This is a genomic window from Streptomyces sp. BI87, assembly GCF_025957665.1.
GTDB lineage: Bacteria > Actinomycetota > Actinomycetes > Streptomycetales > Streptomycetaceae > Streptomyces > Streptomyces albidoflavus.
In genome coordinates this window covers 6,733,473-6,756,225 of sequence record NZ_CP110079.1, presented here as the reverse complement: position 1 = coordinate 6,756,225, position 22,753 = coordinate 6,733,473, and the positions used below count along the sequence as shown (strand labels likewise).

Sequence of the window (22,753 nt, the reverse complement as noted above, 5' to 3'; positions counted from 1 at the left end):
GTACTCCAAGCCGTATGGGCCGTACTGCTCTACGGGGCCGGCGGCGCCCAAGGGCCGGCCCGAGTCCGCTTCGCGATCACCGCGTCCGGATGCGGCATCCCCCTCGAAGGAATCGAACGACTACCCGCGGCACCACGTACCACGCTGCCCCCGCACGTCGAAGTCGACCCCTGCTCCACACGACACCGGGCACGACGCCGGGACCCGCCAGGGGTGCGAGGACGGTCGGAGTACGCGTCCATACGCGTCAGCTGGGCCGAAGACCGACCGCCAGCGTCAGCTCCAGGACCCGGTCGGGCGATGCGAGATCCGGAAACAGCTCCCGCAGCTGCGCCATCCGGTACCGGACCGTCTGGGGATGGACGAACAAGGCCGCCGCCACCTCGTCCCGCCTGCCCTGATGCAGCAGCCACGCCCGCAACGTCCCCTCCAGCCGCCCCGCGGTCGCGGCAGGCAGGGCGCGCAACGGTGCGAGGGCTCGGGCACGCAGGTCCGCGAACGCGTCCGCGTCGGCGCTCAGCACCAGCTCGGGCAGGTGGCCCTCGGTGTCGCGGATGTCAGGAGAGAGGGAGCGCGCGCGCACGGCTCGTGCGTACGAGGCCGACGCATGAGTCCATGGCCGGGCCGGGCCGACCACCGCAGTGCGGCCGCTCAGCTGCCGCAAGAGGTGTGACCGGTCGGCATCGGGGACGAGCAGTACGCCGGTGGCGTCCGGCAGATCGTCCAGGACGAGGGTGCCCGGGTCGAGCGCGCGGTAGACGGGCCGGGCCTGGGCGGCAGGCAGCAGCACCGCCGTCAGGGAGTCCGGAGGCTGCCATCCGGCCCGCTGAGCAGAGACCAGCAGCGCGTCCGGGCTCACACCGGCGAGGAGATCACGGGCCAGGTGTTCCAGGTGGCGCTCGTGAGCCCTGCCCCAGGCGGCCAGCTGGTCGGCGTGGCCCGCGGCGCTCGCGGCGGAGAGCTCGTCGATATAGGCGAAGGTCAGCTCGGCGAACTTGGCGACCTCGGCGGCCGGCAGACCGGCGGACACGGCGCCCGCCGCCAGGCAGCGCCAAGCCACCCGCGCACCCACGCGGTAGGCGCTGAGCAGGGCGTCCATCGAGCGGCCGTCGCGCACCTCGCCACGGCCCAGTTCGTAAGCCGCGTCACCGCCGTCACCGCCCGCGGCGTTCCCGCTCGCGAGGTCCAGGTAATGCCCCAGGGCGGTGCGGACAGCCCGGCGAATGGTGACTCCCATGCGACCCGACAGGGCGTTGGCATAGGGAGGAACCTCGTCGATGATCGCCTGGACGACCTCGTCGGCGGTGGTCCTCAGCGCGGCCCGAAGCGCTGTGACCGTCGCCTCATCCAGGGCCATTTCGCTGGCCCTCTGGGTTACACGACTCACGTTCTTATTCCCTGCGAACAATTCTACCCACCAGATTCACGTCCTGCGGTCAGGACTTTACGCCCTGAGACGCAGCAAGCTGGAGCCATGACGAGTGCAGCCCTTCGCAGCAGGGCGTGGAAACTGCTGGAGATGGTCACGACGCCGCTGCTGCCGTCGGACTACCTCGACCTGGTCAACCCGCTGCGAGCGGGTGCTGACCTGCGTGGGCGCATCGAGGCCGTGCGGCCCGAGACGCGTGACGCCGCGACCGTCGTGATCAGGCCGGGACGGGGCTGGCGCGGCCACACCGCCGGTCAGTACGTGCGGATCGGGGTCGACGTCGACGGGGTACGCCTGTGGCGCGCCTACTCCATCACCTCGCCGACGAACCGCCAGGACGGCTGCGTCACGATCACCGTGAAGGCGATCCTGGACGGCAAGGTCAGCAACCACCTGGTCCGCAGAGCGAAACCGGGCACGCTGATCCAGCTCGACCAGGCGACCGGCGACTTCGTACTGCCGCAGGCCAAGCCCGCCAAGGTGCTCCTCCTGACTGCCGGAAGCGGCATCACGCCCGTGATGGGCATGCTGCGCGACACCGCCTTCGACGACGCCGTCATGATCCACTGCGCGCCCCAGCCGCAAGACGTGATCTTCCGCAGCGAGCTGCACGACCTGGCCGCGGCCGGGAAGCTGCGGCTCATCGAGGTGCACACCGCCACAGACGGCATGCTCGACATCGCCCGTCTCGACGAACTCGTGCCCGACTGGGCCGAGCGCGAGACCTGGGCATGCGGGCCCACGGGCCTGCTCGACGCCGCCCACGAGCACTGGAGCAGGCACGGCGTCCAAGAGCGCCTGCACACCGAACGCTTCCGCCCCGGCACCGTCGTGGCCGGCGACGGCGGCGAGGTCACGTTCAGCGCCACCGGCAAGACCGTCGACGCGGACGGCGCCACGCCGTTGCTGGACATCGGCGAGGAGGCCGGCGTGCTCATGCCCTCCGGGTGCCGTATGGGCATCTGCTTCGGCTGCGTCACCCCGCTCAGGGCCGGCTCCGTCCGCGACCTGCGCACCGGCGAGATCACCGCGGCCGAGCCGGGCGTCCTCATCCAGACCTGTGTGTCCGCCGCAGCGGGCCCCTGCGACATCGAACGGTAGGAACACATTGACCGCCATCGACCCCACCGCCCACCTGACGGCCGAACAGATCGAGGAACTCGGCCGTGAGCTGGACGCGATCCGCGACGAGGTGATCGCCGACCGCGGAGAGAAGGACGCCGCCTACATCCGCAGGGTGATTGCGGCACAGCGCAGACTCGAGCTGGTCAGCAGAGGCGTGCTGCTGTTCTCCATCTTCCCGCCGGCATGGCTGCTCGGCACCGCCGGGCTGTCCGTGGCGAAGATCATGGACAACATGGAGATCGGCCACAACGTCCTGCACGGCCAGTGGGACTGGATGCGGGACCCGAAGATCCACTCCACCACCTGGGAGTGGGACCACGTCTCGCCGTCCGACCAGTGGAAGCACTCGCACAACGAGCTGCATCACACGTACACCAACGTGATCGGCAAGGACAACGACCTCGGCTACGGCATCATGCGCGTCGACGAGGACCAGAAGTGGCACCCGTTCCACCTCGGTCAGCCGCTGTGGAACTTCCTCAACGCCTGCTTCTTCGAGTACGGCATCGCGGCGTACGACCTGGAGCTCGGCAAGAACCTGAACAGGCGGCGCCGCAAGAACCCGGAGTTCCGCGCACGCGCCAAGGCCGTGGGCCGCAAGATCCGCAAGCAGGTACTCAAGGACTACGTGATCCACCCGCTGCTGTCGGGCCCCTCGTTCCTCCCCACGCTCGCCGCGACGTTCACCGCGAACCTGGTCCGCAACATCTGGTCCCACTCCGTGATCATGTGCGGGCACTTCCCCGAAGGCGTACAGGTCTTCGAACGCCGGTCGATCAAGGGAGAAACACGCGGCCAGTGGTACCTGCGCCAGATGATGGGCTCAGCGAACATCAGCGGCAGCAAAGCCATGCACTTCATGACCGGCAACCTGTCCCACCAGATCGAGCACCACCTGTTCCCGGACCTGCCGAGCAACCGGTACGCCGAGGTCGCGGTGAAAGTGCACGCACTGTTCGAGAAATACGAACTGCAGTACGTCACCGGACCGCTCCCCAGACAAGTGCTCTCCGCGTGGCGCAAGGTCTTCCGGCTCTCCCTGCCGAACAAGAAACCCGACGTCAAAGCACCCAATCATGAGCAGAAACTCATCACCGCCTGACACCCACACACACCGGGCCCACTCCCCGAGCCCTCCGGCCGCAGGCTCCAGAACCACCCACCCACCGGCGCGGCCGGCCCCGGAGAGCGGCGAGCACCCCTCCCCCACGGGCCGGTCGCGCCTTCTGCTGATCACCCAGGACACAGGCAGAAGGCGAGGAGCCCGGCGGTGGAACCGACCAGAGCCCGCCCCCCCTGTCCCTGCCGCAGGACACTCCCCTGACGAAGACCCACGCCGCGCAGACCTCCTCCTCCCCCCCGTAGGCACCCCCCGCAGATGTCGACGCCCCGGCCCCATTACGCGGTCAGCAGCCGGCCGGTGCGTTTCTGACCATGGGAGGGTGGATCACCGGCCGGTCGTGCCGTCAATGAGCTCGCGAAGGATATCGGCGTGGCCGGCGTGCCTGCCGGTCTCCTCGATCAGGTGGGTGAGCGCCCAGCGGATGCTGGGAGCGGGACGGCCTGGCCGGGCTCTCGGGACCGGCGCGCTGAGATCCGCGCACCCGTCCAGAACGCCGTTCACACGCTTGACCGCGTCTCGGTAGCGGACGACGACACCGGCCACGCTGTCCGCCGGCGCGGCGCGGAACGTCGCCTGCCAATCGGCCACGTGCTCCCCGAGGAACACCGACCGCTCGACGTACGTCAGGTGATTGAGCAGACCGAGCAGGTTGGTACCGGACGGCACCGCGGCTGTGCGCACCTGCGGCTCCGGAGTACCGTCCACCTTCGTGACGATCGAGATCCGGAGATAGTCGAGAAAGCCACGCAGGACCTCGATCTCACTGCTCCCGGTCCAGGGCGGCGGAGTATCGCCACGGCCGTCGCGGCGTGTGGGGCTGGACACTGATGGTCACCTTCCCGTGAGGGCCTGACGCTGTGTCAGGTGGTGCGGCGGACGAGGAGGACATGGTCGGTGACCTCGGCAGTGCGCCCGCCCGGTCCCGTCGCGACCCGCCGGAGAACGTCAGCCCGCTCAACCGTCCACGTCTCCAGCGCCAGATCGATATCGGCGGCGACCTCCCGTGGGCTCGGGTACCGGGTGTCGGCGTCCTGGTTCCACGACCACGGCGCGGCCGAGCCGTGGTCGACCACCAGCAGCCGCCCGCCAGGGCGTAGTGCGCGCGCTGCCGAGCGCAGGGCGGATACTCGGTCCAGGTCGCAGGGGGTGTGCAGGTAATGGGCGACGATCAGGTCGAACCTGCCCGGCGGGAAGGACCTGTGCAGGTCGTGTTGCACGGCGGTGATGCGGTCGCCCCGGCGGTGTGAGCGTGAGAGGGCGGCGATCCGCTCGACCGCCACGGCCGAGATGTCGGTGGCGGTGACCTGCCACCCCTGGCCGGCGAGCCACAGTGCGTCGCCGCCATCGCCACATCCGAGGTCCAACGCGTCACCGGGCGGCAGGCCCGTCACCATCTCGGTGAGGCGGGCATTCGGCTGCGGGTCGCCGACTGCCGGTCGGGCCGCGTGGACGCCGTCCCAGAAGGCGACCGCATCGGTGGTGGTACTCATATCGGTAGCGCTCACCATGACTCCTTGGGTGGAAGGCGCTCAGTCTTGCCGGACCCATCAGCGAACGGCACGCAATCTTGCGGTAATGGCAAGATGACCGTATGGATCGCGAGACGGATGAAGTCGTGCTCGACGCGGTGGGGCCGCGGCTGCGTGCGTTGCGTCGTGCACGCGGCATCACCCTTGCCAACCTCGCGGCGACGACCGGCGTTTCGGAGAGCACCCTGTCCCGGCTGGAGAGCGGGCAGCGCCGGGCGAGCCTGGAACTGCTGCTGCCGCTTGCCCGTACCTATGACGTTCCGCTGGACGATCTCGTCGGTGCCCCGCGCACTGGCGACCCGCGCATCCACCTCAAGCCGGTCCGACGGTTCGGGATGACGTTCGTGCCCCTGTCCCGGCGACCGGGAGGTGTACACGCGTTCAAGATGATCATCCCCGCCCGGCCGGAACCAGTCGAACCGACTCCGCAGATCCACGAAGGCTTCGAATGGCTCTACGTGCTCACCGGACACCTGCGGCTCGTGGCCGGTGAGCGGGACCTGACACTGCGACCCGGCGAGGCCGCCGAGTTCGACACCTCCTTGCCGCACTGGCTGGGCAGCGCCGACGGCGGTGTGGTCGAGCTTCTCGTCCTGTTCGGCCTGCAGGGAGTGCGTGCGCATGTAGCTTCTCCTTGATCTTGCACATCTGGAGACTGCGATCTTGAAGTTCCAGAGGAAGAGCACCAGGTGGGAAGCAGGTACACGAAGGGGAACACCGAGGAGTTCAAGCGGGACGCGATTACGCTCCTCGAAACTCCTCGGGCAAGACGGTCACTGGTGTCGCCGGAGACCTCGGTGTCAGCTCCGAGTTTCTGCGCTGCTGGTACCCCCGGGGGAGGGCGGACCGGGCAGACGACGGGTCGGTGAGCTGACCAGCGCCGAGCGCGAGAAGCTCAAGCAGCTGCGCCAGGAGGTCCGCGAACAGCAGCAGACGGGCGAGATCCTGAAAGATACGACGGCCTTCTTCGTGAAGGAGAACGACCGGTGGGTGAGCTGTACCGGTCGATCCATGCGGAGAAGGCGATCTACCCGATCGTTTTGCTGTGCCGGGATGTTGAAGGCCGCCCGCTCCTCCTGCTACGCCTGGCGCGAGGGCGAGGCAGCCCGCCGCGCTCGTCAGGCTGCCGACGACACGCCGCCTCCTGAGCCACTCGTCCGGACGTGGAGACGAGCGTGCGGCCGCGGGCGCCACCATGCACGAGTGCGTCAGGCGTCCGCGAGAAGGGGGTCATACGCGGTGTTCCTTCGGCGGCCGGACATGAAAGAGAGGAAGTCGCCCACGAAGGCGCTGCGGTCGTAGGTGCCGTCGGTGGTGGTGAGGTCGCGGTGGAAGGCGGTGCGGAAAAGCGCCCGGTGTTCGTCCGCGTCGACGGTCCCGCTGCCGTCCTTGTCGGTGGCGTCGAAGAGCACCTCGGCGACGCGGATGAGCGCGGGACCGGCGAGGGAGGGGACGGCGGCGGCGTACTCGTCGGCGCTGACACGGCCGTCACCGTCCGTGTCGAGGGCGGCCTGGAGCTCGCGCCACCAGGCGGCGAAGGCGTCGTAGAGCCGGGTCTCCTCGGGTTCATCCAGGTCAAGGCGGGTGGCCAGTTCGCGTGCCATGGCGGCAAGGTCAGGCCAGTCGAGGTGGCCGTCGCCGGTCTGGTCCAGCACCTGGCGGAAGAACTCCTCCGCCGAGCGCCGGCCCTCTGCCGCCTCCGGGGTAGCCGGAACCGGGTCGGGGTCCGTGTCACCGCTCAGTGGCGTGAGGAGGCGGAGCAGGGCCGATGCCCGCTTCATGCGGGCGCGCAGCGCGGTCGCGGTCCGGGCGCGGGGGTCATCGCTGTCGGGCGAGAGGGAGAGGGTCTCGATGATGGATTCGGCGTCGATCCAGTCCTCGGGCAGAAAACGGGTGAGCCCGGCGGCGAGGTAGGCACCCTGCATCAGGGTCGGGGCGCCGGGCATCTCGGGCAAGCCGGCCTTGCGCCGGTACGGCTCGGGAAGCGAGGCGACGGTGATCGCGCCGAGAAGCGGACCGACGACGGCCCGGCCGGCCGCCCACAGTGTCGGCGCGCCGCCGAGCAGCGCCGGGGCGGGCAGGTGGTCGAAGAGTCGGTAGAGGATGATGCGGGCTGCCTCGGTGTTCTCCAATTCGTCCTCGACGACCCTGTCGAAGTACCGCCAGAAGTCGTTCAGGTCTTCGGGGAGTTCCCCGGCGTCACCGTCGAGCGCGGCGAGGAAGTCGCGGTACTCGGCGTACATGCGCTCCATGGTGCCTTGGTCGAGCGGCTGACCGCTCAGTCGGCACATGGTCACGGCGCTCTCGTAGAGGGTGGCGACCACCCAGGCGCGGGTCGCGCGGTCCATGGCGTCGTAGGAGCGGCCGCGGGTGTCGGAGCCGCTCATGCGGGCGTGCAGCCTGTTGAGCCGGGCGGCCTCCCGTTCGCGTACCGCTGGGTCGGCGTCGAACATGCGCCGCATGCTGAGGAAGGTGTTGCGCAGCCGGCGCCAAGGGTGGGCGACGAAGGTGGAGTTGTCGGCGAGGGCGGCGCCCACCTGCGGGTGGGCGGCTTCCAGCACGGTGGCGCGGATGATGGCCAGCGCCCAGCGCGGGTCGTCGAAGAAGGCCCGGAACTGCGGTTCCGAGGCGAACAGGGGTGTCTCGTCGGTTGTTCCCGTGGTTCCGGTCGTCATGACGGGTCTCCGTTCGTCTGGGGCGGGACGCCGCCGAAGCGGCGGTCACGGCGCCGGTAGGTGTGCAGGCAGGTGAGGAAGTCAGGGGCCCGGAAGTCCGGCCAGAGCACGTCGGGGAAGACCCACTCCGCGTAGGCGACCTGCCAGAGCATGAAGTTGGAGATGCGCTGCTCGCCGGAGGTGCGGATGACGAGGTCCACGTCAGGGGTGTCGGGGAACGGCAGATGGTCCGCGAAGAGCCGCTCGGTCACCTCGTCGGCTTGTATCCCGTTGCGGATCAGCGACCTGGCGGCCTCGACGATGTCTCGGCGTCCGCCATGGTCGAAGGCGACGGTGAGCGTCATCCCCTGGTTGCCGGAGGTCAGCGTCGCCAGATCGGCGAAATCCTGGGCCAGCTCCCGGGGAAGGCGCGGGTCGGCGGCCCCGAGGAAGCGGCAGCGGATACCGCGGGCGAGAAGCAGCGGCGCGTGCTTGCGCACAACCCGGCGGACCAGCCGCATCAGGTAGTCGACCTCGGTGCCGGGGCGGTTCCAGTTCTCGGTGGAGAAGGCGTACAGGCTGAGCCACTCGACTCCGGCCGCCCGGGCCGCCTCGATGATGTCGACGACGGTGGCCTCGGCAGCCCGATGGCCCGCCGTTCGTGGCAGCGAACGCCGCTGAGCCCAACGGCCGTTGCCGTCCATCACGCAGGCTACGTGCCGCGGCACCGCAGGGGCCGGCCCGTCGTCGCGCCGCTGATCATGGCCGTACGGTCGCCCACCCGGCCCGCCCCCCGATGCCGCGCGTGCGCGATGGGCGCCGTGATCCGTCACGCCCGGCCCCGTCTCGCCCGGAGCGGCACGGTCGGCCCTGTCCTGCTCGGTCACACCCACCCCGTATCGCCCGTACGCACGCCCCACCGGAGCGTTCTCTCCCAGGAGTCTGACGGCAAGGACGGGTCCTGACCGGCGAACAGCGAGCCGTCACCCTTGACTCACACGTCCGGTTCTCTTCGGCATCGGCAGCTTCCTCCAATGGCCACGATCGACCACCTCATCCGCCTTCGCCCTCCGTCTCCGTCGCTGCCATCGGCCAGGGCCAGGCCCTTCTCCTGAAGATGAGGCCGCAGGCCCCCGGCAGGCCGCGACGCAGTGGTCGCGGGCGGAGGCACGGTTCTCACCCTCAGCGCCTCGCACGGGCCGCTGCCGCTGAACAAGGACGTCAAACCGTACGACCACACCCGGAAGGACCCGGACTCCTTCACCGTGGCAGAGCCGCGGGCCCAAGCGGCCCGGGCTGCGCCGGGCCTCCGGGTTGCTCCCCAGCTCGGCGGTGACCGACCTGATCGTCGCTTCGGGCCGCGACTCGTACAGCGCGACCGCGTCCGCCTTGAACTCCGGCGGGTAGCTGACCACGAGATGTGCGTCCTCAGGTCCTCAGGATCCAGTGCTCGTGTGTCCAACATCAGGGGTCAAGGCCCCTGTCCGGGTTCGCCACGTGAGGGACGAGGGCGGAGCGCAACGCATCCCACGAAGAGCACAGCACGGAGCTGCCGGGGCACCGCAACTTCCCCGTTCCCGAACACAGCCGCCCCCTGAGGGGCGTGCTCTCGGGCCGAGCGGCGCCACCCGTTCACCGCGGCCCGAGACCGGGTCCGAGGCGCACAACGATGAGTGACACGACGGACTGTCGCCCCGAAGCCCTGGGGCCCTGAAGGGTGTGCACGAGCCGGATCATCGGGTCACCGGCGCCAATCGCGTCTACGTCCGTTCCGCCTGTCCGGCGGAACGGACCACCACCTGCTGCCGGTGCGCTCGCCCGGCCCGGCTTCCCGCTCGCCGCGCACTCGGACCAGGCGAGCCCAGGCCGGGGCGCCCGCTGACGGCGGCGAAAGGCTGCAGGCCCGACGGACGCACCTGCATGCGCCTTCCGCAGGTCTGCCGGGGCGCTACGTCCACGTAAGTCCTCTGCGCGGCCGGTTTCCTTCCTCACTGTCGGCCAATCGGGGCATTTCTGATATTTCGTCGTGTCCTTATCGAACTTTCATGACCTTTCGTGGCACTTCTTAGGCGATCAGGTGATCAGTATGACAATCGTCTCGGCTTAAGGAGCCTTCATGCGCACCTCCAGCACCGTCCATGCCCGCACAGGGGCAAAGGTGGCCGTCGCAGCCGCAGTCGTCGGCGCCACCCTGGCCGCCGGAGCGCCCGCCGCCCACGCCGCCCCCGGCGACAGCGGCAACATCGACATCCGCTCGGTCAGCTGGCACTCGAGCAGTGACCGCGAGGGGGTCGAGGTCTGCAAGTTCGTGCTGTCGGCGAGCAACTTCGAGTCGTTCCCCTCGGTCCCCTGGACGATCACCGAGCAGCCCCCGACCGTGCCGCCGGGCACCACCCTGATGGACAGACTCCCGCTCATCAACGGCAGCGCGCGCAGCGAGGCGTACCTGCTCCCGGAAGGCACGTACCAGCTGGTGTGGGTCGTCCCCGCGGGCCCGAAGCAGAGGAGCTTCAAGGTCGAGTGCGACCGCGGCGGCAGTAAGCCTCAGAGGCCGATCGGCGCCGTACCCGCGGGAGGAGGCGGTGTCCCGGACATGCAGCCCGTCAGCTCCGGGGGCGACTCGAACGCCGGAACCGCTACCGCGGTGCTGGCCGCCGGGGCCGCGGGCGCCGCGGGCCTGATCATGATGCGCCGGTCCGCCCGTCGCCGTGCCCGTGGCGCGGCGTAACTCGCGCTCCCGACGGCGACGCCGAGGGCCGACGCGCGCGTGCCGCCTCTCTATGACACTGTGCGTGACGTTCTCGCTGGTGGCCGGCATTGTCTGGGTGTCCTCGGACTCCTCCGAGGACACCGTGTCGGCCACCGCCGCCCGCGGCCGGGACGCCGCGGGCGGCGGGCGGGAGCCGTTCCAGCGGGCACCGCACGAACCAGATCAGCACGTGCCCGCCTCGCATGCGCCCCTGGTGCCGTCACGACCGCTGAAGGTCGCTATCCCGGCCATTTTCATCGAGGCGCCCGTTACCGGGCTCGGCCTGGATACGAAGGGGCGGCTCGAAGCCCCGCCGTTGAGCAAGCCCAAGCTGACGGGCTGGTACGAGAAGGGGCCCTCACCTGGCGAGGACGGAACAGCCCTGCTCGTTGGTCACCGGGACACCAGGACAGGGCCCGCCATCTTCCTCAACCTCAACGCACTTCGCCGGGGAGACAAGGTCAACGTGGTGCGCGCGGACCGTAAGACCGCGGTGTTCACCGTGGATGCGGTGAAGACGTACACGAAGGACAAGTTTCCCGACGACAAGGTGTACGGGGAGACCGGTCGGCCGGAACTCCGGCTGCTGACCTGCGGCGGACGCTTCGACGAGAGGGCGGGCTACTCGGCGAACGTGGTGGTCTTCGCCCACCTCACGTCATTGAAGAAGGCTGCCTGAACACCGCGCTCATGGCTTAGCTGGCTGGTGCCTCGGGACAAGGTGCCGGCCAGCCTCACGACCGGCTGCCCCAGCCAGGACCGCTCCCTCGAAGTCTCTTCCAAAGAGCTTGCTTCTCATCGAGGCCGGCGACGCTCAAAGGCGACGGCAGGCGAAAGCGAGGAGGCGCGTGCACGCGATGCCTGCCACCACGCGATCGAACGACCCGCTCAGCACACTGCCACGGACAGCGAACTCCACACCGAAAGGTCAGGGCATGAACAGCACCCTCGTGTTGGGGGTGAGCTTGCGGTTCACACTGGTGCTCTGCACGAAGACGGTGAAGTCGTCGTTGTGGTCCGGCTTGATGCGCACCTCGACGTCCGGGAGGCCGAGGAGGGTTCGGGCTTCAGGGCCTGTGTATATGCGGTCCGTCTTCTTCTCCAGGACGGCTATCTGCTTTCGCGGCTGGATCTTCTCCGACTTGCTCAGCTGGTAGAAAGCACCACCGGTGCGGTAGGTGTGACCGGACGAGACAATCCAGTCGCGGATGGCCACGTCGCGCGTCACGGGGATCAGGTGGTAATCCGACGGGTCCAGCGGAGTAAGGCCGGCGGCCTTGATGGTGTCTTCGTTGACCACTTCCGCGCTCGCGGAGAAGACCGCTCGCGACCCCCGGATGCCCTGGGTCCGGCCCACCATGAACTTCTCCGTGGCCTCCTGAATGACCTGCCCTGCTTCCTGCAGGCCCTGGGTGCTGGTCGCGTCCCAGACTGCGATGTTGTCCTTCGGGAATCCGTACTGCATGGCCTCGCGCTTGCCCATCTGGTCGGGCACGAGGACGGCCAGTGTCCAGTTGTCCTGCTGGGTTTCGATCATCTGGGCGACCGCTGCGACGAGTTCCTTCGGCCTCGTGGAAGGGGCGCCGGGACAGCGATGGCTGGCGTTCTCCTGACCGTCGGTGAGCACGAACGTCAGAAAGCTGTGGTCACCGTAGAGCTGCGCGGTCTGCGCGAGCTCTCGCTGTGAGGTGAGGGTGGCTGCGAGCAGTGCCGTCATGCCGCCGACTCGGTAGAGCTGCTTCAGCGAGGGCATCCGCAGGACGTCCTTGTCATAGATGACGCACTCCACCTTGTTCGCGAAGACGTACACCGTGACGCGGGTTTCCTGGTCCAGTTCCCGCGACCGGCGGGCCAGATAGGCAATCTGCTGATCGGCCACCTCAATCACTTTGCCGCTCAGGCGGGACATCGACGAACTGGCATCCAGGACAAGGGCCACGTGATTGATGTAGTTCTGGTTTCCGGACATGAGAACTCCCCCTCGGTTCCGACTTGACACCCCTACCGTCTCACCCGGCACTGACAAACGGCCTTGAGAGTGGAGAGGCAAGGTCTGAGGAGGGAGAAGCAACCGGAGGTCCGTGAAAGCGCGCGTGGAGCGTGCGGCCGGCCGAGGACTACCTCCGCTGCGGCCGAGGCCAGCGGACAGCCGCCTGCGATCAGGACCAGGTGATCACAGGCGCCTGCCCGCTCGCCGCCCCGGGGCGTGTCAGGCCACGGTGGCGATGGAGCGGCCCGCCCAGAGCGGAGGCGGCTCGGTCAGCTCTGTGAAGCGGTGCCGGACCGTGTCCGGAAAGACGGCGGCCCGGGCCGTCCGCTGGTCGACGTGGACCGAGAGCAGCTCCGTCGTCGACACCGGGAGCGCGTCCGGTGCCGGCTCCGACTCCGAGTCGCCGACCACGTACATCTCGTGCGCGAAGTGCGCCTTGCGTGCTGCCGCACCCAGCACGCGGGTGCGGATGGCCAGGTGGGCGGCGTCAGGCACGTCCTGGAGGAAGCGGATGTGGGACTCGACGGTGTAGAGGGAGCAGCGCGTGGACTCGCGGTAGGCGGGGCCCAGGCCCGTCTCGGCCATCAGCGCGTCCGTGGCGTGGCCGAAGACAAGGGAGTAGTAGGCCTCGCTCATGTGACCGTTGTAGTCGATCCACTCCGGGCGGACCGTGCTGTGGAACAGGGGGAGCCTCGTCATCGGGCTTCCCCCTCGCGGCCCAGACGGCCAGTGGCACGCAGGACGTCGATGACACCCTTGTCCCGTTCCGCCACCAGATCCGCGATGGAGCGGCCGTCCGCCGCCTCGTCGCAGCCTGCCACCACGGCGTCGTACAACTCCCTGTCCAGTTCCGGCGCTTCGAGGCGTGTCCACGGCGACTTCAGGGACGGGCCGAAGTGGTCCAGCATGTGCGCCATGCCTCCCTCACCGCCGGCGAGGGCGAAGGTCAGCATCGGTCCCATCACCGCCCAGCGCAGTCCGGGTCCCTCGGTGATGGACCGGTCGATGTCCCGGACCGTCGCCTCACCGCCCGCGACCATGTGGAGCGCCTCCCGCCACAGGGCCTCCTGGAGGCGGTTGGCGATGAAGCCGGGTACCTCCTTGTCCATCGTGATGACGGACTTGCCCGCGACCTCGTAGAAGCGGGCGGCCCACGCGACGGCCGCCGCGTCGGTGTGCTCGCCGCCGACGACCTCGACGAGCGGGATGAGGTAGGGCGGGTTGAACGGGTGGCCGACGACCAGGCGCGACGGATCCGCGGCCGTGGTCTGCATGTCGGTCATCGGGTAGCCCGAGGTGGAGGAGGCTATGACGACGCCGGGCGGCGTCGCCGCGTCCAGGCGGCTCAGCAGCTCGCGCTTGAGGTCGAGCTTCTCGGGTGCGCTCTCCTGCACGAACTCGGCGTCGGAAACGGCCTGTTCGAGGGTTTCGGTCACGGTGAGCCGGTCGGGCGAGGCGCCCTCGGCGAGGCCGAGCGAGGTGAGCGCCGGCCACGCGGCGTCGACGAGGCGTCGCAGCTTCTGCCCGGCGTCGGGCGCGGGGTCCCAGGCGGTCACGTCGTAGCCGCGCGCCAGGAAGTGGGCGGCCCAGCCGCCGCCGATGACTCCGGCGCCGACGCAGGCGACGCGGCGGACGCTCTCCGGAGGGGTGATCTCCGGTGCCGCCGCCTTCGGAGAGGCCGGGCCGGGCGAGGTCGTCTCGGGTGAGGTCATGAGGGGGCCCTTCGTCGTCGCGGCGGGTTACTTGCGCTTCTTGAGGCCGAGCGTGACGCGGGCCTCGTCCGGAGTGGCGACGCGTGCGCCGATCGACTCGGTGAGGGTCACGGCGCGCTCGACGAGCTGGGCGTTGGTCGCCTTGTTGCCCTTGCCGAGGTACAGGTTGTCCTCCAGGCCCACGCGGACGTGCCCGCCGAGCAGGATCGACTGCGCGACCCACGGCATCTGCATCCGGCCGAGCGCGAAGCTCGCCCAACGCGCTCCGTCCGGGAGCATGTTGACCATCGACTGGAGTACTCCGGGATCCGGCGGCGCGCCCCACGGGACGCCCATGCACAGCTGGAAGACGGTCGGGGCGTCGAGCAGGCCCTCCGCGAGCAGCTGCTTGGCGAACCAGAGCTGGCCCGTGTCGAAGATCTCCAGCTCGGGCCGCACGCCCAGTTCCTGGATGCGCCGCGCGCCCGCGCGCAGCATGTCGGGCGTCGAGACGTAGAGGTTGGAGCCGTCGCCGAAGTTGAGCGAGCCGCAGTCCAGGGTGCAGATGTCGGGAAGCAGGTCCTCGACGTGCGGCAGGCGGTCCAGGCCGCCGACGAGGTCGGTGCCGGGGAGGTGGGTGAGCGGGTCGTCGGGGTCGATGACCAGATCGCCGCCCATCCCTGCGGTGAGGTTGATGACGACGTCGGTGCCGGTTTCCTTGATGCGCTCGACGACCTCCCGGTACAGCTTCGGGTCGCGGGAGGGATCACCGGTCTCCGGATCGCGTACGTGGATGTGGACGACGGCCGCCCCGGCGGCGGCCGCCTCCACGGCGTTCCTTGCTATCTGCCTCGGGGTGACGGGGACGTGGGGGCTCTTGCGGACGGTGTCGCCGGCGCCCGTGAGCGCGCAGGTGATGATGACGTTCTCGGTCATGGGCATGTCGGGGCCTCCCGGAATGTTGCCTCCGCGGCGGCGGGGCAGGGGCGGGGCGTCCGTGGTTTCTGGGCTACGGAGCCAGGATCGTGTGGGTGACGTGGGTGGTCAGTGTCGTGTGCATGGCGTCCGCGGCCGTCGCGGACTCCGGCCCGCTCACCGAGAGGACGTGGGTGGCGAGGCCGTCGATCAGGGCGGTCAGCGTCAGCGCCGCCGCGTGCGGATCGATCCCGGCGCGGAACACTCCCTGGCCGGCGCCCCGGCGCAGGACGTCGGTGACGGTCTCCCGCCACTGGCGGTAGTACTCGGAGTGCAGCCTGCCCACCGCCGTGGAGCGCGCGGCCTCGGCCCACAGGTCCAGCCACACCGCCCACTGGCGGCGCTGCTGTGCGGTACGCGGCGTCTGGAGCGCGATGAGCTGGCGCAGCTCCGCCGCCGCGTCGTCCGCCTCGGCGAGGTGAGCGGCGCGGCGCGCGGTGTCCTCGTCCATGCACCAGCGCACGGCCGCCTCCAGGAGTTCGGCGCGGCCGGGAAAGTGGTAGTGGATCGCGGCGCTGCTGGTGGCACAGGCACGGGCGATGTCGGTGACGCGGACCGCGTGGAATCCGCGCTCCGCGATCAGCCGGACCGTCTCGCGGACGATCTGCAGCGGGCGCCCGCCCTCGACGCGGACGGCCGGCGCCGTTTCCCTCTCGCGGGGCCGGGTGCCGAGCAGCCAGTCCGCGTCGACACGGCCTTCGTCCGCGATCCGCGCCAGCTCCGCGACCGTGAAGCGGCGGGTGCCGCTCAGCGCCCGCGAGAGCTTGGACGGGTCCATGACGACACGGCGCGCGAACTCGCGCTGGCTGACGCCTGCGTCCGCGATGACCGCTCGGACGCGGGCGGCGGTGCCGGCTGTCGATGAGCTGGCGGGTCCCTCGTCGGTTTCCACAGGCAAGACCGTAGAAGCATGTTGCGGAAAACTCAACATTGCTGGAGGAGAGATGCCATGGTGCAAGGAGGCGTTGCGCTCCTGACTGATGTGCCAGTCAGGGGCGCAACGCTCTCGGGCTCCGAGGGCGGCTGCCTGCCGGGCGGGCCGGGTGACGGCGTCGGGGGCGGGCCGAGCCCCGCGGACGAGGTCGCCTCGGCGGGCTCAGGACGTGGACGCGTCGTCACTTCTTGGAGCGGGGCGCCCGCGGCCGGCGGAGAGGGGCCGGCGCTGCGGGCAGGCGGGCAGCGATGACCTGCGGAAGTGCGCCCTCCGCTCCCGCCCCGGGCAGGGCTCTGTCGCGGGGGTACCGTGTTGGCGTACCTTCAGTATGTCTAGGACGGGAGGGCAGTCGGATGCCGCAGGGAGTCCGGGCGCAGCAACGGGAGCTGACGCGGCAGGCGCTGGTGCGGGAGAGCAGGCGGCTGTTCTCGACTCTGGGGTACGGGGCCGTGGGACTGTCCGAGATCGTCGCGGCGGCGGGGGTGACCAAGGGGGCGCTGTACCACCACTTCAGCAGCAAGTCGGAGCTCTTCCGGGTGGTGCTGGAGCAGGCGCAGCAGGAGGTGGCGGAGCGGATCGCCGCCACGGCGGACGCGCGGGAGTCGCCCTGGGAGCAACTGCTCGTGGGGTGCGAGGCGTTCCTCGGCGCGTCCACCGATCCTGCGATCCAGCGCATCATGCTCATCGACGGTCCCGCGGTTCTCGGCTGGGCCGAGTGGCGGGAGATGAACGAGGCCACCTCGGGCCGGCATCTCGCGGAGGTGCTCGCCGTCCTGATCGAGGAAGGCACGATCCCCGCCCAGCCCGTCGAGCCGCTGACCCATCTGCTGTCGGGTGCGATGAACGAGGCGGCGCTGTGGCTGGCCGCCTCGTCCGACCCGGCCGATCTGGCCGACGCGACGGCGGCGCTCACCCGCCTGCTGGAGGCCCTGCGCGCACCGTGAGCGGCGCGGTCACCGGCCGCGGTGGGCGCACGGGTAGCAACCTCCCTGGCCGCGGCGGATGTTGTTGAGGGTCGGTGTCCCGACGTGGCCGCACCGGGTGCAACGGCAGCTCCAGGGGTCACGGACGCGCCCTGGGAAGGGTTCGAGCGGTTCCATCCCGATGGCGCGCATCTCCGCCTCGGCGGCCGTGGGCTCGACCGGCGCCCGGCCCGCGCAGGCCAGGCAGCCTCCGCCTCCGGTACGGATCTGGAACAGCCGGGGGTGCACCACGCGGCCGCAGGCGGTGTGCAGGCAGCGCCATCGCATCCGGGCGCCGGGGTAGGGGTCGAGCGGCTCGAAGCCCGCCGCCCTCATGTCGGCCTCCGCTCGCGCCTGGCCCGCGGCGCGGCGCCGCTCCCCCGCGGCGGTCCTGCCGCAGTGCCGGCATCCCGAACTCGTGCCGGTGCGGACCGAGGTGAAGGTGGGGGCCACCCCGTGGGCGCCCTTGAGGCAGCGGCAGTTCCAGGCCACGTTCGCCCCGGGGTAGGGCTCCATGGGTTCGAGTCCGGCCGCGCGCATCACCGCGGCCGCCGTGTCGGGATCGATTCTTGCGGGCATGGCGCGTCTCCCCTGGGGCATCCGTGGTCGCCGAGCGGACCGGTGGTCAGGCAGGTGCGACGACATGGACCCGGACACCGCTGGGGTCCATGACGGTGAGGGCTCCCGGCGCCCGGCCCGGGGGCCGGAACACGCGCCGCGCGTCGAATCCGGCGCGGCTCAGGGCGTGCTGGAGTTCGGCCTCCCCGGCTTCCGACTCCAGGACGATGCGTACCGCCCGTACGGGTAATCGCTGGGCCTCGGGCACGGCCGGGTGGCCGAGGTCGATCAGGCCGAGTTCGCGGGGCGGCAGGGCGGGGCGGGCCAGATCCACGAACCACGGTGTCTCGTAAGTGACCTTGAAGCCGAACAGGCCGGTGTAGAAGGCGCGGGACTCCTCGATGCGGGATGTGCGGATCACGGGACAGAAGCTGGCCAGCATGGGCGCCGTCCTCAACTCACGTACCGACGGTATGCCTGCCGAAGTTAATGACGTACCGCCGGTATGTCAACATGGTCCGGGTGACGGCCGACCGAGTTGCGGGACGTAACGCCCCGGCGCTCCTCTCGTTGCCATGAAGAACCCAGCGGGCGTCGCCGACAGCCGGACCCCGCCCCTCCACGGAACGGTGAGCGAGATGGCCCCCTCTGCCCTGACCAGCTTCTATCCGGTGCTCTGTACGCGGAAGCTGAGTGAGTCGGCCGCGTTCTACAAGAACCTGTTCGGCTTCGAGACGACCTTCGAGAACGAGTGGTACGTGAGCCTCAGGCGGACCGAGCCGCCCCACCAGGAACTGGCACTGGTCGACGCGGGACACCCGTCGGTGCCGGAGGGTTTCCGGCAGCCCGTCCAGGGGGTGCTGCTCAACTTCGAAGTGGCCGACGTCGACGCGGAGTACGCGCGGCTTGTCGACGGCGCCGGTCTGCGTCCCCAGCTGCCGCTACGGAGTGAGGACTTCGGGCAGCGGCACTTCATCGTGGCGGCGCCGGACGGCGTACTGGTCGACGTCATCTCGCCGATCGAGCCGTCCGCGGAGTACGCCGACGCGTACCGGGACCCCTCCTGAGACCGGGCCACCGCGCCGGGGCTCCCTTCTCCCCCACCGCACGCGGGGGGCGAAGGGAGCCCCGGTTCCGTTCTCGGGGGACAGCTACTCCGCGGCCTTGACCAGCGGCTCGTCCCCGGTGGCGGGCTCCTCGCCGGCGCCGGTGGGCGGGCTCTTGATCACCATGGCCACCATGACGGCGGAGCCGAGGGCGAGCAGGGTCCCGACGGCGCCGACGGCGTTCATGCCGTCGGTGAAGGCGGCGCGGCCGGAGTCGGCGAGCGCCGACGCCACCTCGGCGGGCAGGCTCTTCGCCGCGTCGAGGGCGCCGGCGAGGGTGTCACCCGCACCGTCCCCCACACCCGGGGGAAGCTCGACGCCCGCGCGGTACACGGCCGCGCCGAGGCTGCCCAGGGTGGCCACGCCGAGGGCCATGCCCAGCTCCGTACTGGTCTCCGAGACGGCCGAGGCCGACCCGGCCTGCTCGGGCGGGGCGGACCCGACCACGATGTCGGTGCCGAGGGCGACCAGCGGTCCGCCGCCGCCGTAGACGAAGGCGAAGCCGGTCACCACCTGAGCTATTCCCGACGTGCTGTCGGCCGTGGCCAGCATGACGTGGCCGAGGGCGGAGACCACCAGGCCCGCCGCCACCACATGGGCGGGGCGGAACCTGCTCGCGGCGATCGGGGAGATCACTGAGGTGACGATCAGCGCGAAGGCCGCCGGCAGCAGGTACAGCCCCGCCGTCATCGGGGAGAGCCCGCCCACCAGTTGCAGGTACTGGGTCACCAGCAGGTAGGTCCCGCCCGCGACCAGCATGCTGAGCAGCAGCGTCACGAGGGCGGTGCGGAAGGTCGGGTTGCGGAAGAGGCGGAAGTCCATCAGCGGGCTGTCCAGGGTGCGCTGCCGGCGGACGAAGACCACCGCGAGGGCCGCACCGGCGAGGAGGGCCAGCAGCGGCAGCACGGCCAGGCCGTCCTTGGCCAGTTCCTTGAGTCCGTAGATCACCGGCAGGATGGCGACGAGGGAGAGCAGAGCGCTGGTCAGGTCGAGGCGGCCGGCGTGCTCGTCTCGGTACTCGGGCAGCAGGACGGGGCCCGCCACCAGCAGGAGCCCCATGATGGGCACGCCGAGCAGGAAGACCGAGCCCCACCAGAAGTACTCCAGCATGGCCCCGCCGACCACCGGGCCGAGCGCGATGCCGACCGAGAACATGGTGACCCAGATGGCGATGGCCATGCCGCGCTGTCGCGCGTCGGCGAACATGTTGCTGATCAGGGCCAGCGTGGAGGGCATCAGCGTGGCACCGGCGACGCCCAGCAGGGCGCGGGCCGCGATCAGCAGCGCCGGGTCGTCGGCGTAGGCGGCGGCGACGGAGGCGAGGCCGAAGGCTGCGGCGCCGATCAGCAGCAGCTTGCGGCGGCCGACGCGGTCACCGAGGGTGCCCATCGTGACCAGGAACCCGGCGATCAGGAAGCCGTAGATGTCGATGATCCACAGCATCTGGGAGGCCGAGGGGTTCAGCGCCTCGCTGATGTGCGGCACGGCCAGGTGCAACACGCTCACGTCGATCGACAGCAGCAGCGTGGGCAGCGCCAGCACGGCCAGTCCCAGCCACTCCTTCGGCCCTGCCTTGTCGGGGATGTCGGCGATGGTGCTCAAGGTGTTTCCTTTCGGGGAGATGGCGCCGGGACGCCGCCCGGTACGGGGACCGGGGCGCCCGGCGTCGGTGGGGCAGGGTGTCCGGCCGTCGGGCCGGGGCGGTCGGCCAACAGGCGGCGGGCGACGGCCGCCGCGTTGGCGTGGGCGTACAGGTAGAAGTGGCCGCCGGTGAACAGGGATCGGTGGAAGCCACCGGTCGTCTCCAGGGACCACAGGTGAAGGCGCTCGGCGACGACGACCGGATCGTCGACGGCGCCGAGGGCGAGGATCGGCACGCCGGTCCCGGTGAGGGGCCGCTGGTGGCGCTCCATCGCCTCCAGGTCGGCGCGGATGGCGCGCAGGGCGGGCTGGACCAGCTCCGGCCGGGTCATGAGCTGCGGGGCCATCCCGCCGATCTCCGTCAGGTGCTCCAGCAACTGGGCGTCACTGCGGAGGTGGGCGAAGGGCGGCAGGCTCGGGAAGCAGGGGGGCTGGCGGGCGGAGACGGCGAGCAGGTCGGGGGCGAGGCCCTTCTGTTCCATGGCGCGGGTCAGTTCGTAGCCGAGGACGCTGCCGAAGCTGTGGCCGACCACCGTGTAGGGCAGCGGGTCGCGCTCCGCGAGTTCGCGGCTGAGTGCCTCGACGAGCGGCTCGACGGAGGTGAGGGGCGGCTCGCCCAGGCGCGCCCCTCGGCCCGGTAACTGGGCGACGAGCAGTTCGGCGTCGGGCGGCAGCACCTGCCACCAGCTGCGGAAGGCGGAGGGCCAGCCTCCGGCGTGCGGGAGGGCGACCACGCGGCGCCGCGCCCGCTCGCCGGTCGAGCCCGCCCCGGCGCCCGCTCTCAGCCACCAGTCATCCATCGGCCCCTCCGGGTGCCGCACCGACGGGCGTTCCCTGGCCGGCGAGGAGCGGGTGGTGGTCGCGCAGGTGGGTGAGGACCCGGCCCTGGTGGGGTTGCAGGCGCTGGCCGGGCAGGTGCTCCAGCGCGTGCAGGAAGGGGTCGTGCGGGGCCGGGAGCCCCGCGATGGCGGCGGCGGTCGCGAGCACCAGCGTCGGCTGGTACCAGGCCGAGTAGCCGCCCTCGTGGGCGAAGACGATCCTGCCGCCCGCCAGCTCGTCCGCCAGGCGGCACAGGGCGGAGGCCAGGGCGTGGAAGGTGCGGCTGGTGCACATCATCCGGCCCATCGGGTCGTGGGCGCCGGCGTCGACGCCGGCCGCGACCAGGATCAGTTCGGGCCGGAAGGCGCGGGCCGCGGGTTCGACGACCTGGTCGAGCGCCTCGAGGTACGCCCCGTGTCCGCTGCCGGCCGGCAGCGGCACGTTGAGGGTGCGGCCCGTGCCCTTCCCGGTTCCGGTCTCCAGAACGCGGCCGGAAGCGGCCGGGAAGAGCCCGTCCTGGTGGAGGGAGATGTACAGCACGTCCGGGTCGTCGTAGAAGACCCGCTGGAGGCCGTTGCCGTGGTGGACGTCCCAGTCCAGGACCAGTACCCGGCGCACGCCGTGGCGCTGGGCGGTGCGGGCGGCGACCGCCAGGTTGTTGTAGAGGCAGAGGGCCATGGCGCGGTCCGGTTCGGCGTGGTGTCCGGGTGGTCGCACCAGGCAGTACGCCCGGTCGAAGCTCCCCTCCACCACGGCGGTGGCGGCCTGTGCGCACGCGCCGGCGGCCAGCCGTGCGGCGTGCGCGCTGTGGTAGTTGACGTGGGCGTACACGCCCGCGTCGCCGGCGCCCGCCGCGGAGGCCGCCTCGACGCGTTCGAGGTGCTCGGGCACGTGCACCCGCAGGAGATCCTCGTCGGTGGCGGGCAGCGGGGTCACGGCCGTGAAGCGGTCCATCACCCCGGAGGCACGGACCAGGCCCTCGGCGCGCCGCAGGTCGGGATCGACGGCGAACTGCCGCAGTGGCTCGATGCCGGGGCCCACGGGCAGGTATCCCGATCCGGCCCCGGGATCGTGCCAGTGGCACAGCTCGTGGCTGTACCAGGCGGCGCGGGGGGCGTTCACGGGGCGGACACTCCCAGCGAGGCGCGGCTGACCCCGGAGACCTTCTCGATGTACTGGAGGTAGTACTCCCGCTCCTCGTCGGGTGTGCGCTTGGTCCGGAAGGTGGTCTCCAGGAGGTCCAGGACCTCTCCGGCCTCACCGGTGGTGAGGCGCCGGTCGGCGGCCTCCTTCTCGACGGCGCGGATGCGGCCGGCCGGCTCCACCACGCCCTGTGTGTGCTCCTCGGGGCCGGCGCCGTTGTTGCGGGTCGAGGCGATGGTCTTCAGCACTGCGGCGAAGAACGCCGCGGCATCGATGTCGGTCATGTCCAACCCCCTGGGTGTCCTGAATCCTGTGTTCCGTGTCC

23 protein-coding genes are annotated in these 22,753 nt (G+C 70.6%); 7 read left to right on the top strand and 16 right to left on the bottom strand.

The features are described 5' to 3' along the window. Nucleotides 1–247: 247 nt before the first annotated feature. Nucleotides 248–1,357 (bottom strand): PucR family transcriptional regulator, encoded by a 1,110-nt coding sequence (locus OIM89_RS29655; protein ID WP_254643013.1) that lies wholly within the window; start codon nucleotides 1,355–1,357, stop codon nucleotides 248–250. A gap of 117 nt (nucleotides 1,358–1,474) precedes the next feature. Here OIM89_RS29655 and OIM89_RS29650 point away from each other — a divergent pair, with 117 nt between their 5' ends. Further along, nucleotides 1,475–2,530, top strand: coding sequence for a ferredoxin reductase (locus OIM89_RS29650; RefSeq protein WP_078858283.1), 1,056 nt, complete (start codon nucleotides 1,475–1,477; stop codon nucleotides 2,528–2,530). Nucleotides 2,531–2,537: 7 nt separating this feature from the next. Beyond that, nucleotides 2,538–3,656 (top strand): fatty acid desaturase family protein, encoded by a 1,119-nt coding sequence (locus OIM89_RS29645; protein WP_030699634.1) that lies wholly within the window; start codon nucleotides 2,538–2,540, stop codon nucleotides 3,654–3,656. A gap of 345 nt (nucleotides 3,657–4,001) precedes the next feature. Here OIM89_RS29645 and OIM89_RS29640 read toward each other — a convergent pair whose 3' ends face one another. Together OIM89_RS29640 and OIM89_RS29635 are read right to left on the bottom strand one after the other, a co-directional pair. Continuing rightward, nucleotides 4,002–4,502 (bottom strand): DinB family protein, encoded by a 501-nt coding sequence (locus tag OIM89_RS29640; protein WP_030699633.1) that lies wholly within the window; start codon nucleotides 4,500–4,502, stop codon nucleotides 4,002–4,004. A gap of 35 nt (nucleotides 4,503–4,537) precedes the next feature. Continuing rightward, nucleotides 4,538–5,167, bottom strand: a complete 630-nt coding sequence (locus OIM89_RS29635; RefSeq protein ID WP_030699632.1) for a class I SAM-dependent methyltransferase — start codon at nucleotides 5,165–5,167, stop codon at nucleotides 4,538–4,540. Between the two features lie 101 nt (nucleotides 5,168–5,268). On the opposite strand from OIM89_RS29635, the gene OIM89_RS29630 reads away from it, so the two are divergent. Then, nucleotides 5,269–5,844: a helix-turn-helix domain-containing protein gene (locus OIM89_RS29630; RefSeq protein WP_030699631.1), complete on the top strand. Its 576-nt coding sequence runs from the start codon at nucleotides 5,269–5,271 to the stop codon at nucleotides 5,842–5,844. Between the two features lie 570 nt (nucleotides 5,845–6,414). Here OIM89_RS29630 and OIM89_RS29625 read toward each other — a convergent pair. Further along, a complete protein-coding gene (locus OIM89_RS29625) occupies nucleotides 6,415–7,881 on the bottom strand; it encodes an oxygenase MpaB family protein (protein WP_264491758.1) in 1,467 nt (488 codons plus the stop codon). Further along, nucleotides 7,878–8,588 (bottom strand): polyprenyl diphosphate synthase, encoded by a 711-nt coding sequence (gene uppS / locus OIM89_RS29620; RefSeq protein WP_257381352.1) that lies wholly within the window; start codon nucleotides 8,586–8,588, stop codon nucleotides 7,878–7,880. The genes OIM89_RS29625 and uppS overlap by 4 nt, the downstream gene beginning before the upstream one ends. Before the next feature lie 1,388 nt (nucleotides 8,589–9,976). On the opposite strand from uppS, the gene OIM89_RS29615 reads away from it, so the two are divergent. Both OIM89_RS29615 and OIM89_RS29610 read left to right on the top strand, forming a co-directional pair. Further along, nucleotides 9,977–10,588: a hypothetical protein gene (locus tag OIM89_RS29615; protein WP_151170320.1), complete on the top strand. Its 612-nt coding sequence runs from the start codon at nucleotides 9,977–9,979 to the stop codon at nucleotides 10,586–10,588. A 52-nt stretch (nucleotides 10,589–10,640) separates the two neighbouring features. Beyond that, nucleotides 10,641–11,288 (top strand): class F sortase, encoded by a 648-nt coding sequence (locus tag OIM89_RS29610; protein WP_030699627.1) that lies wholly within the window; start codon nucleotides 10,641–10,643, stop codon nucleotides 11,286–11,288. A 249-nt stretch (nucleotides 11,289–11,537) separates the two neighbouring features. Here OIM89_RS29610 and OIM89_RS29605 read toward each other — a convergent pair whose 3' ends face one another. From OIM89_RS29605 to OIM89_RS29585, 5 genes are all read right to left on the bottom strand, one after another. Continuing rightward, nucleotides 11,538–12,578 (bottom strand): vWA domain-containing protein, encoded by a 1,041-nt coding sequence (locus tag OIM89_RS29605; protein WP_047471732.1) that lies wholly within the window; start codon nucleotides 12,576–12,578, stop codon nucleotides 11,538–11,540. A gap of 240 nt (nucleotides 12,579–12,818) precedes the next feature. Continuing rightward, on the bottom strand, nucleotides 12,819–13,298 hold the full coding sequence (locus OIM89_RS29600; RefSeq protein WP_047471731.1) for a thioesterase family protein: 480 nt from the start codon (nucleotides 13,296–13,298) through the stop codon (nucleotides 12,819–12,821). After that, nucleotides 13,295–14,311, bottom strand: a complete 1,017-nt coding sequence (locus OIM89_RS29595) for a 3-hydroxyacyl-CoA dehydrogenase NAD-binding domain-containing protein (RefSeq protein WP_247861465.1) — start codon at nucleotides 14,309–14,311, stop codon at nucleotides 13,295–13,297. Before OIM89_RS29595 ends, OIM89_RS29600 begins: the two co-directional genes overlap by 4 nt. A gap of 27 nt (nucleotides 14,312–14,338) precedes the next feature. Continuing rightward, nucleotides 14,339–15,232 carry a 3-keto-5-aminohexanoate cleavage protein gene (locus OIM89_RS29590; RefSeq protein WP_226964880.1) on the bottom strand — a complete coding sequence of 298 codons (894 nt, stop codon included), beginning with the start codon at nucleotides 15,230–15,232 and terminating at the stop codon, nucleotides 14,339–14,341. A gap of 67 nt (nucleotides 15,233–15,299) precedes the next feature. Further along, nucleotides 15,300–16,157, bottom strand: a complete 858-nt coding sequence (locus OIM89_RS29585; protein ID WP_151170318.1) for a TetR/AcrR family transcriptional regulator — start codon at nucleotides 16,155–16,157, stop codon at nucleotides 15,300–15,302. Between the two features lie 395 nt (nucleotides 16,158–16,552). Here OIM89_RS29585 and OIM89_RS29580 point away from each other — a divergent pair, with 395 nt between their 5' ends. Continuing rightward, the gene (locus OIM89_RS29580; RefSeq protein WP_030699621.1) at nucleotides 16,553–17,143 is read left to right on the top strand and encodes a TetR/AcrR family transcriptional regulator; all 591 of its coding nucleotides are present in this window, start codon (nucleotides 16,553–16,555) and stop codon (nucleotides 17,141–17,143) included. A gap of 9 nt (nucleotides 17,144–17,152) precedes the next feature. On the opposite strand, the gene OIM89_RS29575 is transcribed toward OIM89_RS29580, so the two are convergent. Then, nucleotides 17,153–17,740, bottom strand: a complete 588-nt coding sequence (locus tag OIM89_RS29575; RefSeq protein ID WP_008414039.1) for a hypothetical protein — start codon at nucleotides 17,738–17,740, stop codon at nucleotides 17,153–17,155. Between the two features lie 46 nt (nucleotides 17,741–17,786). Then, on the bottom strand, nucleotides 17,787–18,140 hold the full coding sequence (locus OIM89_RS29570; RefSeq protein WP_223282322.1) for a VOC family protein: 354 nt from the start codon (nucleotides 18,138–18,140) through the stop codon (nucleotides 17,787–17,789). A 217-nt stretch (nucleotides 18,141–18,357) separates the two neighbouring features. Here OIM89_RS29570 and OIM89_RS29565 point away from each other — a divergent pair, with 217 nt between their 5' ends. Continuing rightward, complete coding sequence (locus OIM89_RS29565; RefSeq protein ID WP_030699619.1) at nucleotides 18,358–18,786, top strand: VOC family protein; 429 nt, start codon at nucleotides 18,358–18,360, stop codon at nucleotides 18,784–18,786. An 84-nt stretch (nucleotides 18,787–18,870) separates the two neighbouring features. Here OIM89_RS29565 and OIM89_RS29560 read toward each other — a convergent pair whose 3' ends face one another. From OIM89_RS29560 to OIM89_RS29545, 4 genes are read right to left on the bottom strand one after another with little or no spacing between them, the layout of a single operon-like run. After that, nucleotides 18,871–20,427, bottom strand: a complete 1,557-nt coding sequence (locus OIM89_RS29560) for an MFS transporter (RefSeq protein ID WP_101281489.1) — start codon at nucleotides 20,425–20,427, stop codon at nucleotides 18,871–18,873. Further along, nucleotides 20,424–21,266 (bottom strand): thioesterase II family protein, encoded by an 843-nt coding sequence (locus OIM89_RS29555; RefSeq protein ID WP_264491757.1) that lies wholly within the window; start codon nucleotides 21,264–21,266, stop codon nucleotides 20,424–20,426. Before OIM89_RS29555 ends, OIM89_RS29560 begins: the two co-directional genes overlap by 4 nt. Continuing rightward, on the bottom strand, nucleotides 21,259–22,407 hold the full coding sequence (locus OIM89_RS29550; protein WP_264491756.1) for a class II histone deacetylase: 1,149 nt from the start codon (nucleotides 22,405–22,407) through the stop codon (nucleotides 21,259–21,261). Before OIM89_RS29550 ends, OIM89_RS29555 begins: the two co-directional genes overlap by 8 nt. Next, nucleotides 22,404–22,712, bottom strand: a complete 309-nt coding sequence (locus OIM89_RS29545) for a hypothetical protein (protein ID WP_023420871.1) — start codon at nucleotides 22,710–22,712, stop codon at nucleotides 22,404–22,406. Before OIM89_RS29545 ends, OIM89_RS29550 begins: the two co-directional genes overlap by 4 nt. Nucleotides 22,713–22,753: the final 41 nt, after the last annotated feature.

What these genes read in the sequence shown, in the direction of transcription:
- OIM89_RS29555 (WP_264491757.1), bottom strand. Translation starts at nt 21,266, where the DNA reads ATGGATGACTGGTGGCTGAGAGCGGGCGCCGGGGCGGGCTCGACCGGC.
- OIM89_RS29630 (WP_030699631.1), top strand. Translation starts at nt 5,269, where the DNA reads ATGGATCGCGAGACGGATGAAGTCGTGCTCGACGCGGTGGGGCCGCGG.
- OIM89_RS29615 (WP_151170320.1), top strand. Translation starts at nt 9,977, where the DNA reads ATGCGCACCTCCAGCACCGTCCATGCCCGCACAGGGGCAAAGGTGGCC.
- OIM89_RS29595 (WP_247861465.1), bottom strand. Translation starts at nt 14,311, where the DNA reads ATGACCTCACCCGAGACGACCTCGCCCGGCCCGGCCTCTCCGAAGGCG.
- OIM89_RS29565 (WP_030699619.1), top strand. Translation starts at nt 18,358, where the DNA reads ATGGCCCCCTCTGCCCTGACCAGCTTCTATCCGGTGCTCTGTACGCGG.
- OIM89_RS29545 (WP_023420871.1), bottom strand. Translation starts at nt 22,712, where the DNA reads ATGACCGACATCGATGCCGCGGCGTTCTTCGCCGCAGTGCTGAAGACC.
- OIM89_RS29600 (WP_047471731.1), bottom strand. Translation starts at nt 13,298, where the DNA reads ATGACGAGGCTCCCCCTGTTCCACAGCACGGTCCGCCCGGAGTGGATC.
- OIM89_RS29605 (WP_047471732.1), bottom strand. Translation starts at nt 12,578, where the DNA reads ATGTCCGGAAACCAGAACTACATCAATCACGTGGCCCTTGTCCTGGAT.
- OIM89_RS29590 (WP_226964880.1), bottom strand. Translation starts at nt 15,232, where the DNA reads ATGCCCATGACCGAGAACGTCATCATCACCTGCGCGCTCACGGGCGCC.
- OIM89_RS29655 (WP_254643013.1), bottom strand. Translation starts at nt 1,357, where the DNA reads ATGGCCCTGGATGAGGCGACGGTCACAGCGCTTCGGGCCGCGCTGAGG.
- OIM89_RS29635 (WP_030699632.1), bottom strand. Translation starts at nt 5,167, where the DNA reads ATGAGTACCACCACCGATGCGGTCGCCTTCTGGGACGGCGTCCACGCG.
- OIM89_RS29625 (WP_264491758.1), bottom strand. Translation starts at nt 7,881, where the DNA reads ATGACGACCGGAACCACGGGAACAACCGACGAGACACCCCTGTTCGCC.
- OIM89_RS29575 (WP_008414039.1), bottom strand. Translation starts at nt 17,740, where the DNA reads ATGCCCGCAAGAATCGATCCCGACACGGCGGCCGCGGTGATGCGCGCG.
- OIM89_RS29610 (WP_030699627.1), top strand. Translation starts at nt 10,641, where the DNA reads ATGACACTGTGCGTGACGTTCTCGCTGGTGGCCGGCATTGTCTGGGTG.
- OIM89_RS29650 (WP_078858283.1), top strand. Translation starts at nt 1,475, where the DNA reads ATGACGAGTGCAGCCCTTCGCAGCAGGGCGTGGAAACTGCTGGAGATG.
- OIM89_RS29580 (WP_030699621.1), top strand. Translation starts at nt 16,553, where the DNA reads ATGCCGCAGGGAGTCCGGGCGCAGCAACGGGAGCTGACGCGGCAGGCG.